This window comes from Stenotrophomonas nitritireducens (genome assembly GCF_001700965.1).
In the GTDB taxonomy this organism is placed as follows: domain Bacteria; phylum Pseudomonadota; class Gammaproteobacteria; order Xanthomonadales; family Xanthomonadaceae; genus Stenotrophomonas; species Stenotrophomonas nitritireducens_A.
Genome location: NZ_CP016756.1, coordinates 2,010,727 through 2,023,698 on the forward strand (window position 1 = coordinate 2,010,727; position 12,972 = coordinate 2,023,698).

The 12,972-nt window shown below is 61.4% G+C and carries 16 protein-coding genes; 12 read left to right on the forward strand and 4 right to left on the reverse strand.

What is annotated here, in order from left to right; all coding sequences use genetic code 11:
* Nucleotides 1-25 precede the first annotated feature (25 nt).
* The 8 genes from BCV67_RS20695 (at nucleotide 26) to BCV67_RS08550 (ending at nucleotide 5,319) form a co-directional block, all read left to right on the forward strand.
* Nucleotides 26-337 (forward strand): DUF7677 family protein, encoded by a 312-nt coding sequence (locus tag BCV67_RS20695; RefSeq protein WP_428999513.1) that lies wholly within the window; start codon nucleotides 26-28, stop codon nucleotides 335-337.
* A gap of 41 nt (nucleotides 338-378) precedes the next feature.
* Complete coding sequence (locus tag BCV67_RS20700) at nucleotides 379-759, forward strand: type II toxin-antitoxin system PemK/MazF family toxin (RefSeq protein WP_082746674.1); 381 nt, start codon at nucleotides 379-381, stop codon at nucleotides 757-759.
* Nucleotides 760-832: 73 nt separating this feature from the next.
* A complete protein-coding gene (locus BCV67_RS20055; RefSeq protein WP_156455928.1) occupies nucleotides 833-1,108 on the forward strand; it encodes a hypothetical protein in 276 nt (91 codons plus the stop codon).
* A 623-nt stretch (nucleotides 1,109-1,731) separates the two neighbouring features.
* Complete coding sequence (locus tag BCV67_RS08535; protein ID WP_062172043.1) at nucleotides 1,732-2,538, forward strand: trypsin-like serine protease; 807 nt, start codon at nucleotides 1,732-1,734, stop codon at nucleotides 2,536-2,538.
* A 91-nt stretch (nucleotides 2,539-2,629) separates the two neighbouring features.
* Nucleotides 2,630-2,845, forward strand: coding sequence for a hypothetical protein (locus tag BCV67_RS20060; RefSeq protein ID WP_156455927.1), 216 nt, complete (start codon nucleotides 2,630-2,632; stop codon nucleotides 2,843-2,845).
* Between the two features lie 522 nt (nucleotides 2,846-3,367).
* Nucleotides 3,368-3,748 carry a VOC family protein gene (locus BCV67_RS08540; protein WP_062171192.1) on the forward strand — a complete coding sequence of 127 codons (381 nt, stop codon included), beginning with the start codon at nucleotides 3,368-3,370 and terminating at the stop codon, nucleotides 3,746-3,748.
* Between the two features lie 523 nt (nucleotides 3,749-4,271).
* The gene (locus tag BCV67_RS08545; RefSeq protein WP_156455926.1) at nucleotides 4,272-4,517 is read left to right on the forward strand and encodes a hypothetical protein; all 246 of its coding nucleotides are present in this window, start codon (nucleotides 4,272-4,274) and stop codon (nucleotides 4,515-4,517) included.
* A gap of 10 nt (nucleotides 4,518-4,527) precedes the next feature.
* Nucleotides 4,528-5,319, forward strand: a complete 792-nt coding sequence (locus tag BCV67_RS08550) for a hypothetical protein (protein ID WP_231732417.1) — start codon at nucleotides 4,528-4,530, stop codon at nucleotides 5,317-5,319.
* 147 nt (nucleotides 5,320-5,466) lie between these two features.
* On the opposite strand, the gene BCV67_RS08555 is transcribed toward BCV67_RS08550, so the two are convergent.
* Together BCV67_RS08555 and BCV67_RS08560 are read right to left on the reverse strand one after the other, a co-directional pair.
* Nucleotides 5,467-6,006 (reverse strand): pseudouridine synthase, encoded by a 540-nt coding sequence (locus tag BCV67_RS08555; RefSeq protein ID WP_062172038.1) that lies wholly within the window; start codon nucleotides 6,004-6,006, stop codon nucleotides 5,467-5,469.
* A gap of 143 nt (nucleotides 6,007-6,149) precedes the next feature.
* Nucleotides 6,150-7,043 (reverse strand): class I SAM-dependent methyltransferase, encoded by an 894-nt coding sequence (locus BCV67_RS08560; protein ID WP_172837735.1) that lies wholly within the window; start codon nucleotides 7,041-7,043, stop codon nucleotides 6,150-6,152.
* Between the two features lie 144 nt (nucleotides 7,044-7,187).
* On the opposite strand from BCV67_RS08560, the gene BCV67_RS08565 reads away from it, so the two are divergent.
* Both BCV67_RS08565 and BCV67_RS08570 read left to right on the forward strand, forming a co-directional pair.
* Nucleotides 7,188-8,144: an aldo/keto reductase gene (locus tag BCV67_RS08565; protein WP_062171187.1), complete on the forward strand. Its 957-nt coding sequence runs from the start codon at nucleotides 7,188-7,190 to the stop codon at nucleotides 8,142-8,144.
* Nucleotides 8,145-8,222: 78 nt separating this feature from the next.
* Nucleotides 8,223-8,510, forward strand: a complete 288-nt coding sequence (locus tag BCV67_RS08570; RefSeq protein ID WP_062171185.1) for a hypothetical protein — start codon at nucleotides 8,223-8,225, stop codon at nucleotides 8,508-8,510.
* A gap of 537 nt (nucleotides 8,511-9,047) precedes the next feature.
* On the opposite strand, the gene BCV67_RS08575 is transcribed toward BCV67_RS08570, so the two are convergent.
* A complete protein-coding gene (locus BCV67_RS08575) occupies nucleotides 9,048-9,953 on the reverse strand; it encodes a LysR family transcriptional regulator (RefSeq protein WP_062171184.1) in 906 nt (301 codons plus the stop codon).
* Between the two features lie 122 nt (nucleotides 9,954-10,075).
* On the opposite strand from BCV67_RS08575, the gene BCV67_RS08580 reads away from it, so the two are divergent.
* Together BCV67_RS08580 and dkgB are read left to right on the forward strand one after the other, a co-directional pair.
* Nucleotides 10,076-11,290, forward strand: coding sequence for an MFS transporter (locus tag BCV67_RS08580; protein ID WP_062171182.1), 1,215 nt, complete (start codon nucleotides 10,076-10,078; stop codon nucleotides 11,288-11,290).
* A gap of 79 nt (nucleotides 11,291-11,369) precedes the next feature.
* The gene (gene dkgB / locus BCV67_RS08585; RefSeq protein ID WP_062171180.1) at nucleotides 11,370-12,170 is read left to right on the forward strand and encodes a 2,5-didehydrogluconate reductase DkgB; all 801 of its coding nucleotides are present in this window, start codon (nucleotides 11,370-11,372) and stop codon (nucleotides 12,168-12,170) included.
* 10 nt (nucleotides 12,171-12,180) lie between these two features.
* Here the strand turns inward: dkgB and BCV67_RS08590 are convergent, their stop codons facing one another.
* Nucleotides 12,181-12,903, reverse strand: a complete 723-nt coding sequence (locus BCV67_RS08590; RefSeq protein WP_062171178.1) for an alpha/beta fold hydrolase — start codon at nucleotides 12,901-12,903, stop codon at nucleotides 12,181-12,183.
* Nucleotides 12,904-12,972: the final 69 nt, after the last annotated feature.

The following is a 12,972-nucleotide window of genomic DNA, read 5'->3' on the forward strand; positions in this document are numbered from 1 at the left end:
TGCCGGCTTGCGACTCCTTTGAGACATCGACTATCGGCAAACGATGATTGACGAGCCGAGCATGTTGGAGAATGCCTATGCGATTTTTGCAAACGTGCTTGAGTTCAATGTGTCTGGTTCCCCGGTCAACGCAAAATACGCCGAGCTCCGTGCCGCCCAATACATACGATGGTACTGTGATGCATCGTACATGGCATCATCTCCGTCTGAGATTTGGGAGCAAGAGCTGCATGATCCACCACCGCGAAGCGACTCCAAACCTTGTCCACCGTGCGCTGGTGCCTGGCAGTTCATGCAGACTCAAGCCGCTTCACGGCTCGGCTTGTTCAGACGTTAGGCCACAACCTGGATATCGTCGCGAAGGATAGAGAAGCAAAGATGAAACACGATGAGGCAGGGCCCCAGATCAATTACGGGGATATATTCTGGGTTGCCGCGGATGAATTTATCGGGTCAATTTCTGGATCACCTCACCCGCATGTCTTGGTCCAAGCCGACGTCTTTAACCATTCCCGGATTACTACAGTCGTGGTCTGCTCGCTCAGTTCCAATCTAAAGCGGGCGTCTGAGCCTGGGGTGCTACTCCTAGATGCTGGCGAGGGTGGGCTGGAGCGGCAAAGCGTGGTGATTGCCTCGCAGGTTTCAAGCATCCCCAAGAGCCGATTGGGTGCGTTTATCGGATCGCTCTCCACTCAACGTACGGACCAAGTTGTTGCAGCATTATGCTATCTGCAGGCCTCTCATTTCCGCGGCCGCTGAGTGGCGGCCAGCCAACGCGTTCAAGCCGAACCCACTTCGTGCGTAGTCTTAACTCCAGAGTCAGGTGCTGAACATGCATCAATCCGAGCTTGTATCTAAGCTAATCAGGCCACTCTCAGAACTTGATGAGCATGTCTCTCCAAAATCCGTAATCATGGCTGCTATCAATTGGCCAACCCAAGGCTGGATTCAAGAAGCATTGGATTGGATCGACCAAGGGGTACCGATAGACGATGAAATTGCAGATGCTCTTGAGTTTTTCGCTGCCGACAAACGCCATGCGCAAGCCATTCGACATAGGGCATTTGCAACTTCCAAAAGGTGGCGTCGCAAGCAGAGTCGCACCTAGCAGTTCATTCAAGCCGACGCCGCTTCGCGGCGCGGTTGGGTTCCGGTGCCAGGTGCCAGGTGCCGCAGATGGTTCCATACGAATTGAGCAAAGATCGGTTCGCATCGATGTATCAGCGCAAACTGGATCGGCTGTCAGATCACGCTGTCCGCACTTTCCAAAGTCTGCCGACCTTACCCATTGCCCCCGGTGAAGATGAGGCAAATCTCGAAATATTCCCGGATGAGTACGGCGGGACACCGGATGTATGCGCGTACTGGTGTGGCAAGAACAACAAGGTCGATCACGCAGACCCAAGTCTCTTCCCCGGGAGCTCGCTTGAGCTTGAGCCTGGCCTCAATGCCTCGCAGAAATAGATGAGCGATACTTCGTAGGGTCTGATGAGTTTCCCGGCCTTCGACTGGCCGTTTCGCTACTCTCACGCTGGCTGGCAGAGGCGTTGTGGAAAGCTGGTGGGTGGGCAGTCCCTGTGCCAACGATACTTGCTGTTAATGACTTTAGGCCTTACGAGTGGGTGCAGCTTTTCGAGGGTAGTGGCTGACAGTTCATTGAATCCATGGCCGCGGCGCGGCTTGGCTAAACTTAGCCATCAGCCTCTTTAGACATCGCCAATGGTTCAGCCCATGCCAAGACTCTTGTTGCTCGCACTGTTTGTTCTTCCCTTCAGTGCAAGTGCCATCGTGATTCGCGATGACATTGACGACTCGAAATATCGCGCGCCAGCGTCTGAATTTCCTGCTCTCGTTGACATGCCTGGCGAAGGGCATGGCGTATTGATTGCGCCGCAGTGGATTGTTACCGCTGCGCATGCGGTCACCTGGCAATCTGAAATTTTGCAGGTGACCATCAACGGAACACCCAGGGAGGTTGATCGTCTCGTAGTACACCCAGGTTACAAAAAGCCGCCGCAGAAACTGCTTGAGCAGGCGCTGGCCACGTGGGATTGGACGCTGTTCAGGGTGCTGCTCGCTGGTTCGGATGACATCGCACTTGTCAGACTGAAGCAGCCGGTTACCGATGTTTCTCCCGTCTCGATCAACAAGAGCGATGACGAGTTCGGGCAAGCAATCAAGGTCCTTGGAAAAGGCGCTACCGGCAATGGCGTTACCGGCTACGAATTCAGCGATCCCCACCGCACGGGGCTTCGCCGCGCGTACAACAAGGTTACCAGCGCCGATGGTCGTTGGCTATGCTACGTCTTCGACGCGCCACCGGATGCGGTGCCGCTGGAGGGCGGAACAGGAAGCGGAGACAGTGGTGGCCCCGTCCTTATCCAGGTGAAGGACGATTGGCTGTTGGCGGGACTGACTTCCTGGTCGGACCCTCAGAGCACCAACCGAACACCCGGACGCTATGGCCAAGTCAGTTGCAATGTTCGTTTGAGTCATTACAAGGACTGGATTGAAGGTGTTATCTCTGCACTGCCATAAGCAATGGCTAGAACCTAATTGAACCAACGCCGCTTCGTGAGGCGGACCAATCTCAGTAGGCATTTGAACGATCAGTCGAGGATCTCGCTGCATGACGAACAGCAATAGATTTCTAGTTGTATTTTTCCTGGTTTTTGCAGCAATCAACCTGATAGATTTTGCGTTCTACGGGCAGAACCTTCGCAACCTTGTGGGAACTGCCGGATTTGGCCTGATAGCGTACGGTTGCCACAAGAATCATCGTTCCGCATCTATCGTTGGTGTCGTTCTGGCAGTCGGTTCGGTACTCATCAAGTACGTGACTTGAACACCGGGGTGACATCCCCACGTTCTTCGAGCCTTTCGGCTCAAGCCCCTTGCCGAAAGATCCTGATGCTCATTCAAACCGGCGATACTCTGCGGTGCTGCTTGATTCGGGCCTAAGCACTGAATGGTTGCAGCAACGTATACGGCGGCAAGGAGCTGGCCCGCGACCTCGCAACGCATCAACTCATCGATGAGTTCTGGTTCACGGTAAGTCCTTACCTCTGTCAGCCGGCCCCAGGATTTTCGACCAGTTGGGCTGCATTCCGTTGGAGCTCATCGGTACCAGAACGTTTTCGGGAGGCATCGTGCAGCTTTGCTACCGGCCTCTGGCTGGGTGGAGATGCACCACGGTCGGGAATGACCTCCAACTGCGATTGTAAGAGTACATTGCGTTCACGATCACCCGTCTCTGCGGCCGCAGTGGTGCTCGTTGACAGTTGCACTCAACTGCAGCCGAAAATGCTGGCTAGGCCACGTTCGAACTGGCAACCCCGCTACAACCACTAAGCCCAGGAGGTTCAGCATGAAGCGCGTAACCGGCATTGGCGGCATCTTCTTCAAGTCGAACGATCCCAAGGCCTTGTCCGCCTGGTATCGCGAGCACCTTGGGCTGGATGTCAGTGACTGGGGCGGAGCGGTGTTTCAATGGGGCGGCGCCGACAGCCCGACGGGTGCGACGATCTGGAGCCCGTTTGCCGCCGACACCGACTACATGGCGCCCTCCCATGCGCCGTTCATGATCAATTTTCGCGTGGATGATCTGGACGCGCTGCTCGCGGCGCTGCGCAGCGAAGGTTGCGATGTGGTGGGTGAGCCGCAGAGTTCCGAGCAGGGAAAATTCGGCTGGGTGATGGACCCCGAAGGCAACAAGGTTGAGCTCTGGGAGCCGCCAGCCGGGCAGTAGCCTGCCCCTGCGCCTGTTGCCGGTCCGGTACGCCCTGTCGGCTTGTGACAACGCCTTCCAGTGCACCGTGTTTTCGCACCACTGCCGCATGGCAGTCATCGCTGATGTCCCAGCTCAACATTCGGACCCGCAACGTGTCAGCAGAATAGATCGGCATCAATGCTGCGGAGCGCCGAGCACAAATGCATCACGTTGCTTCGGCAAGCGACCATGGCGTGCTTACATGCCACCGCCATGCCGCCTCATGCCAAGTGATAACAAGGCGATTCGGCAAAACTCTCGTATCCTCTCGACTCCAAAACAACGGCGCCCATCGCGGTGCATTCGCACCGGCAGGCGATGTTCAACACCATCGGTGATTGAAGACGCTGCGTTGATCCATGTATTCGCCGCAGCCGGGTGGCCATAGGAGAGTTTCATGCACGACGGGCGCCGTTCCCGGAAAACCGGCTGTGCCGACTTCTGCCATTTCGATACGAGAAAGAAATGCGAAGCCGCAGTGCAACGAGATGAGCTGGCCATCTTGCACCTGCTTCCTGAAGAACTTGGCGGCACCTGCGCGGCGGAAAACCGCGTATTCGTGCCGCCATGGGTCGCAGCACAGAAGCGCAGCATCGATCTGCTGACGGTGTTGCCGATGATGCGCGCCGGCAAGTTGAACCGCTACTCGGCCGTACCGGTTTTCCGCGGCAGCAGCTTCGTTCCGGCGGAGATTGCAATCCATGCACAGGACCCGGCCGGCTTTGCCACCACCATCGATATCTGGTGACCACACATGCATGGGCGTGGCCGCCAGTGCATTTCAAACAACGACCAACAAGGATGTAGTCATGGGCTGGGATATTACCTATCACCCAATTGCGGAAGACGATGTTCGCTCCCTGTATTTTGCCGGCATTGAAGACCCGCTTTTCTACAAGACGCTGCTGCAACGCTTCGGTGTTGATGCCTTCTATGCCGAGCAGCTGCGCCTGCGCTTCGACGAGGCGCGCAAGATCGATGACGGCGTTTCATTTGCCCGCGGCCATGCCTATTACGTGGCGATCATCTCCGGGTTTCTGCGCCCACACCATTACATCCGCGGCGGCGGTTTCTCGTTCCTGTTGAAGGATGCGTTGATGGCCAGCTACGCAGGCGACTGGAAATCACTGGTTCCCGAGCGTCTGCAGCATCTGCATTTCGACAACCACTTGACCCAGAATTATTGCGGCGGCGTCTATCTGCCGCATCAGAGCCTGAAGCGCCTGCGCAGTGATTACCACAGCGATGCACGGGTTCGTGCGCAGATGGATGATGTGTTCTCGCATGGGCGGCTGCACATCTTCTGGCAGGCGTTGGATACGGCAATCAGTGCCGGACTTGGCCTGATCGAGGCCTCGGAAGTGGTGGAGCCCAGCCCCTTCAATCTCAACGAAAGCCGCAGCCTGTCAAACCTCTTCAACTGCCATCCCGATGGTGCGCTGCTCTATGCGCAGGCCGCTGCACAGCAGCTGGGCCAAGCCCTGCACGAAAACCAGGACAGCTTGCCGGTCAGGCGCTCCGGAACAATTTCCCGGCTGTTCGGTAAATAGCTTCCGTGCGGCAGTGCTCTCGACAAGGATGTGGGAGCGCCGCCGCCCCCGACGGTCAACAACCAATTGGCTGGTGTCACGTCGGCCCTTCTTCGCGGCGGCTGAGCTATCCGGCGCAGCCCTGCCAGAGCAGGCCAACACATTTGGTCAATCCAGCTGGCGCCACTGCCCAGGCTGAAGGTCGCCCAGTGCGTACGGTCCCATCACTGCCCGCACCAGCCGCAACGTCGGCAAACCTACGGCAGCGGTCATGCGCCGCACCTGGCGGTTGCGACCTTCGCGCAAGGTTATAGCCAGCCAGCTGTCCGGTACGGTCTTGCGGAAGCGTACCGGCGGCGTGCGCTCCCAGATCTTCGGCGCGGCCGGCAGCAGTTCAACGCGGGCAGGCAGGGTTGGGCCGTCATTGAGCTGCACGCCATCACGCAGCGCCTGCAGCTTGTCTTCGCTCGGCACGCCTTCCACCTGCACCCAATAGGTCTTGGCTTGCTTGTGGCGCGGGTCGGTCAAGTGATGGGCGAGCGTGCCATCGTCGGTGAGCAGCAGCAGGCCTTCGCTGTCGTAATCCAGACGGCCCGCCGCATACACATTGGCGGGCAGACCGAAGCCGGCCAGGGTGGCGCGCGGCGGCTGGCTGCGGTCGGTGAACTGGCACAGCACGTTGAAGGGTTTGTTGAAGGCGATAAGCATGTGCAGCAGCAACTGTGGAGGGGGATCGGGGAGCACCGCTGGTGATGCGCAGCAAGTGGCCATCGGCCGCGTTGCAGGCGGGCCGCGTGTCTTCCACGACGGCCCGCTATTGTCTCACTCCCCTGCCCTCAATCGCCGCTCGCTCAGGGCTTCACGAAGCGCAACGTCATGCGGTCGCTTTCACCGATGGCCTTGTACTTGGCGGCATCGGCCTTGTCGTGGTTGTTGGACGGCGGCAAGGTCCACACACCGTTGGGGTGGTCCTTGGTATCGCGGGGGTTGGCATTCACCTCGCTGCTGCCATCGAGTTTGAAGCCGGCCGCTTCGGCCATGGCGATCACCTGCGCCTGGCCCACATAGCCGCTCTTGTCATCGGCTGGCACGTCGGTTTTGGCGCGGTGCTCCACCACACCCAGCGTGCCGCCGGACTTGAGCACGTCAAAGAAGGCCTTGAACATGCCCTCGGCCTGGCCGGACGAACGCCAGTTGTGGACATTGCGGAAGGTCAGCACCAGATCCGCCGAGCCCGGTGCACCCAGCACCGGTGCGGCCGGGTTGTAGGCTACTTCGCTTGCCCGGTCGAACTGCGCCGGAGCATCGGCGAACTTCTTGCCCAGGCCATCGCGCGAACGCTGCTGGTAGTCACGGCCGCCGCCGGCCGGCAGTGCGGCCGGGTCCACCACGGCGGCAACATACTTGCCGCCATCGCGCAGGTAGGGCGCCAGGATTTCAGCGTACCAGCCGCCGCCGGGGGTGATTTCGATGACCGTCTGCTTCGGCTGCAGGCCGAAGAAGGCCAGCGTCTGCGCCGGATGGCGGTATTCATCGCGCAGCACATTGGCAGGGGTGCGCCAGCTGCCGGCGACGGCCGCCTGCAACTGTGGCGAGACCTGCGCCTCGGTGGTACCGGCAACGGCACCATGGGCCAGTACAGCGCTGGCAGGAAGGGCGCTGGCAAGCGCCAGCAGACAGGCACACAGCAGCGGGGCAGGCTTGTTCATGCGTAACTCCGGCGATTGAAACGGCGAGCCTAGCATGCAGCTGCAAGTGCAATGCAGCATGCAAATGTTTACATAGCGTTAGCGCTGAAACGCCACGCGGAACGCAGTTTTCAGCACGCTGCCACGGAATTGGAACCCATGCCGTTTATGCTGTTGCGCTGAACAACAAAGGAGCAAGGCATGCCCCAGTCACGCGAACTTGGTCGCTCGGGCCTACACGTCAGCCCCATCGCTTTCGGGGGCAACGTCTTCGGCTGGAGCGCCGATGAAAAAACATCCTTCGGCCTGCTTGATGCCTTTGTCGATGCCGGCTTCAACCTGATCGATACCGCCGATGTCTATCCGGCATGGGTGCCGGGCAACCGCGGCGGTGAATCGGAGACCATCATCGGCCGCTGGCTGCAGCGCAGCGGCAAGCGCGACAAGGTGGTGGTGGCCACCAAAGTGGCCAAATGGGCCGAGCACCCGGGCCTGTCGGCCGACAACATCAATGACGCGGTGGAAGATTCGCTGCGCCGCCTGCAGACCGATGTGATCGATCTGTACCAGGCCCATGAAGACGACGACTCGGTGCCGCTGGAAGAAACGCTGGGTGCGTTCGCGCGGCTGATCGAAGCGGGCAAGGTACGCGCGATTGGTGCATCCAACTACAGCGCCGAGCGCCTGCGCGATGCATTGAAGGTCAGCGCCGATTACCACCTGCCGCGCTACGAAACCCTGCAGCCGGAGTACAACCTCTACGACCGCAGCGGCTATGAGGCCGAACTGGAACCGCTGGCACGCGAACAGGGCATCGGCGTGATCAGCTATTACTCGCTGGCCAGCGGTTTCCTCAGCGGCAAATACCGCAGCACCGAAGACGCGGCCAAGAGTGCGGCGCGTGGCGCGAAAGTCGCTGATCGCTACCTCAATCCGCGCGGCCTGCGCATTCTGCAGGCGCTGGACGATGTGGCTGCCAGCCACAAGGCCACGCCGGCCCAGGTGGCGCTGGCGTGGCTGATCGCACGCCCGGGCATCACCGCACCCATCGTCAGTGCCACCAGCGTGCAACAGCTGCATGAGGTGCTGGCTGCGGCACAGCTTGGTTTGAGCCCGGCACAGATCGCGCAGCTGGACGCCGCCAGCGCCGAAAGCTGAATGCGGCCGGTTGCGTACCCCCTGCCCGCCCCGTAGGATCGACAGGACAGGGGGTAGACCGCGAATGGAGTCCTACCCATGCAGACCACATCCGCAGCCCAGCGCAACCTGGATCGCGACGCCGAACTGACCTACTGGCGTGGCGTCCACGCCATCGGCCATCTTGGCCAACACGACTTCGACCATTACCAGCGCCTGCTGGAGATGGGTTACGACGTGTATCAGGCCTACCCGCGTGCCAACGAAGAACAGCTCTATAAAGTGCTGCAGGACAGCTATCACCGGCATAGCCCGGCGTTGGCGGTGTCCTGGGATGAAGCACGCTGGCTGGTTCGGCATGCCTGGCACCACGTAGAGCAGCATTAGGGGTGCGGGTTTGTTGATTGGCTTGTTGTAGGAGCGGCGTGAGCCGCGAAGCTGGTGCAGCTTCAGAACGCCAACAGCCAACCCCTCCCCAACCCTCCCCTTGGCCTACGGCCAAAGGGAGGGAGCTGATCGTGCACGCACTGCCTTTTTGTAGGAGCGGCGTGAGCCGCGAAGCCGGTGCAGCTTCAGAACGCCCAACAGCCAACCCCTCCCCAACCCTCCCCTTGGCCTGCGGCCAAAGGGAGGGAGCTGATCGTGCATGCACTGCCTTTTGTGGGAGCGGCGTTAGCCGCGAAGCTCGGGGGTTTCAGGCATCCGTGGTCTCGCGGCTTGCGCCGCTCGTGCCGCACCCTCTCCCCAACCCCTCTCCCGTGAAGGGAGAGGGGCTATAAGAGGCGCAGCCTGCTGCTTCATGGGTCTGCTGCTTCTGGGGTCTTCTGCTGCTTCAGGCGCCTGATGCTTCAAGTGCCTGCTGCTTCAACCTCAGGTATCCGCTATCGCATGCCGCTGCGGCTTCAACATCTGTGGCTTCGCGGCTTACGCCGCTCCCACAACGGGTTGGGCCATCGCTTCGGCCAGGTAATCGAGGAATGAGCTGATGCGTGCCGATACCGCGGTGTTGCGGTAGTACACCGCGTGGATGGGTTGGCGTGAGTCCAGGGTTTGTTTCGTCAGCAGCTGCACCAGCTGCCCTTTCGCACGCGCCGCTTCGGTCAGGAAATCGGACAGGCAGACGATGCCTACGCTTTCCACTGCCAGGCGGTGCAGGATCTCGCCGCTGGATGCGGCCAAGGTCGGACGCACGTGCAGCGGTGCGCCTTCTTCGCCCGGCAACGGCCACTGGTTCAGCGAGTCCGGTTCGTTGAAGCCCAACAAAGTGTGTGCCTGCAGTTGCGCAACCCGCGTCGGGGTGCCGTGCTGCTGCAGGTAGGCCGGGCTGGCGAGGATGCGCAGGCGGCTATGACCCAGCGGCCTGGCATGCAGGGTGGAGTCGGCCAGTGGGCCGATCCGGATGGCCACATCGGTGCGCCGTTCCAGCAGGTCGATGTAGCGTTCGCTGCTGTTGAGCTCCAACTCCACCTGCGGGTAGCGGGCGCGGAAACCGGCTACCAGCGGTGCGATCACGTGCAGCATGAACGGCATCGCCGCATCCACCCGCAGCCGCCCGGAAGGAGTACCACGGCGCGCAGCGATCTGCTCCTCGGCGGCATCCACCGAGGCAACGATGGCGCGGACGTTGGCGAGAAACGCCTCGCCCTCGTCGGTGAGCTGCAGGCGCCGCGTGGTGCGGGTCAGCAAGGTGGTGCCCAGCTTCTGTTCCAGCCGGCCGAGGGCGCGGCTGACGCCCGAGGTGGTCTGGCCCAGTTGTTCGGCGGCGGCAGTGATCGAGCCGGTGTCGATAACGGCAATGAATGCCTGCATTTCGTCGAGGGTGATCTTCATCGGGGTGTCCGCAACGGCGCTAAGCGATTATTGACTTGAATTCAATAGTAATTCATAGAAATGCGCATTTTTCGGCAAGAGTTCAAGGATCAGACTGCGCAGCCCTTTCCGAGGATTCGCCCATGTCCCGCGGTATTCCCCTTGCCCTGCTGGCGTTGACGCTGGGCGCGTTCGCGATCGGCACCACCGAGTTCGTCATCGTCGGCCTGATCCCGACCATTGCCGCCGATCTGCACGTCAGCCTGCCATCAGCTGGCCTGCTGGTTTCCCTGTATGCGCTGGGCGTGGCGGTTGGTGCCCCGGTGCTGACCGCCCTGACCGGGCGGGTACCGCGCAAGACCCTGCTGGTGGCGCTGATGCTGCTGTTCACCATCGGCAACCTGGTCGCGTGGATAGCACCGGGCTACGGCTCGCTGATCGTGGCGCGGGTCCTGACCGGCCTGGCACACGGCGTGTTCTTCTCGATCGGCTCGATCATCGCCACCTCGGTGGTTGCCAAGGACAAGGCCGCCAGCGCGATCGCCATCATGTTCACCGGGCTGACCGTGGCGCTGGTCACCGGCGTGCCGCTGGGCACGTTCATCGGCCAGCATCTGGGTTGGCGGGCGACCTTCCTGGCGGTGGCGGCGCTGGGCGTGATCGCCCTGCTCGGCAGCCTGCTGTTCGTGCCACGCGAGTTGCCGCGCAGTGCTGCGGCCACCTTCGGCCAGCAGTTCGCGGTGTTGGCGCAGCCGCGTCTGTTGCTGGTCTATGCAATGACTGCGATGGGCTACGGCGGCACCTTCCTGTCCTTCACCTTCCTCGCCTCGATCCTGCAGGACGTCAGCGGTTTCTCCGCCAATGCCGTGAGCGCGGTGTTGCTGGTCTATGGCGTCTCGGTGGCGATCGGCAACCTGTGGGGCGGGCGTCTGGCCGACCGTCGTGGGCCGATCCCCGCTTTGAGCTTGATCTTTGGCCTGTTGGCGCTGGTGCTGCTGGTGCTGACCTTCACCGCCTACAACCAGTGGCTGGTGCTGCTGACCGTGCTGGCGCTGGGTGCGGTCGCCTTCGGCAATGTGCCCGGGCTGCAGGTGTATGTGGTGCAGCAGGCACAGCGCTTCGTGCCGCAGGCCACCGATGTCGCATCGGGCCTGAACATCGCCGCATTCAACATCGGCATCGCCCTGGGTGCGTGGCTCGGCGGGCTGGTGGTCGACCATATCGGCCTGATGCACACGCCGTGGATTGGCGCGCTGGTGGTGCTGGCAGCGCTGGCGCTGACCGTGCTGAGCGGCCGCCTGGATCGACGCGACGGCATCGCTGCACGTGCCGACGGCATCGCCGTGGCTACGCACTGATGCAACACGCTGTTACCCCATCCTGGCTTTTCGTTCGCACTACGCGGCGTAGGCTGTCATCGCACTTCTGGAGGTTTCAATGAACATTCCCGCCATCGGCCTGGGCACCTATCGCCTCAAAGGGCAGGTATTGACCGACTCCGTGCACAACGCGCTCGAGCTGGGTTACCGCGCCTTCGACACCGCCCAGATCTACGACAACGAAGCGGACCTGGGGGCGGCCATCGCCAGCGGCCCGGTGCCGCGCGAGCAGCTGTTCCTGACCACCAAGGTATGGATCAGCAACTTTCATCACGACGACCTGCTGGCCAGCCTGGCCGAGAGCCTGCGCAAGCTGCGTACCGATCATGTCGACCTGGCCCTGATCCATTGGCCCTCGCCCAACAACGAGGTGCCGATGCGCGAATACCTCGGTGCGTTGCGCGAGGCCAAGGCACTGGGCCTGACCAAGGCAATCGGTGTTTCCAACTTCACCATCGACCTCACCCGCCAGGCCATCGCGATTCTCGGTGCCGATGCCATCGCCACCAATCAGATCGAAGTGCATCCGTATCTGCAGAACCGTGCGCTGATCACCTACCTGCGCGCGCAGGGCATCCATGTCACCGCGTTCATGAGTCTGGCCTATGGCGCGGTGCTGAAAGACCCGGTGATCCAGGCCATCGCCGACAAGCACCAGGCCACCGCCGCACAGGTGGCGCTGGCCTGGGCGTTGCAGCAGGGCTATGCGGTGATTCCCTCATCAACCAAGCGCGAGAATCTTGCCGGCAACCTGCAGGCGGCAACGCTGCGCCTGGATGATGAGGACATGGCGCGAATTGCTGATCTTGATCGCGGCGAGCGTGTGGCCAACCCGGGGATCGCGCCGGCCTGGGATTGAGGCGCGATCACTACGCTGTCGCAAGCAGCCATGCACGCATGGCTGCGTTGACTTCGCCGGGCTTTTCCAGCGGCGCCAGATGGCCGCAGTCCTCGATCACCACCAGATTCGATTGCGGCATCAGCGCGGCCATCTGCTCGCTGACCGGCAAGGGCGTGATTGCATCATTGCGCCCGCACAGGATCAGCGCCGGGCCCTGCCAATCGCGCAGCACCAGGCTGCCATCCGCCCGCTGCAGCTGGCTTTGGCGCAGGAACACTTCCGCGCCCAGACGCGCGGTCATGCTGCGCACGGTATCCACAAGCACGTGATCGTCCAACCGCGATGCATCGATGTAGCTGCGCATCAGCTTGTCGCCAAAGCCATGGAAGGTGCCGGGCAGGCGCACGCTGTTCTGCTGCGCCTGCCGCTGCGCGGCACGCTCGGGCGAGTCGGGCTTGAACGAGGTATCCAGCAATGCAAGCTTGAGCACCCGCTGTGGTGCGATGCGCAGGATTTCCTGGGCGACGTAGCCGCCAAGGGAGAAGCCGGCAAGGGCGAACTGTGCAGGAGCCTTTTCCAATACGTCTTCGGCGACGGCGCGCATGGTGGTCTGCTGGGTGAGGTCACCGACCTGGCAATTGGCGATGTCGGCAAGCGCGTCGAGTTGGGCCTGCCAGAGGGTGGCGTCGTTGAGCAGGCCGGGCAGCAGTAGCAGCGGGGTTCTGGCTGCTGGATCTTGGTTCGTTTGCATGGCGCTATTGTCGCGCCTTGGGTGTGATTGGGGTGAGGGCCAGAGCAACAGCAACAGTCAAAGGCACCC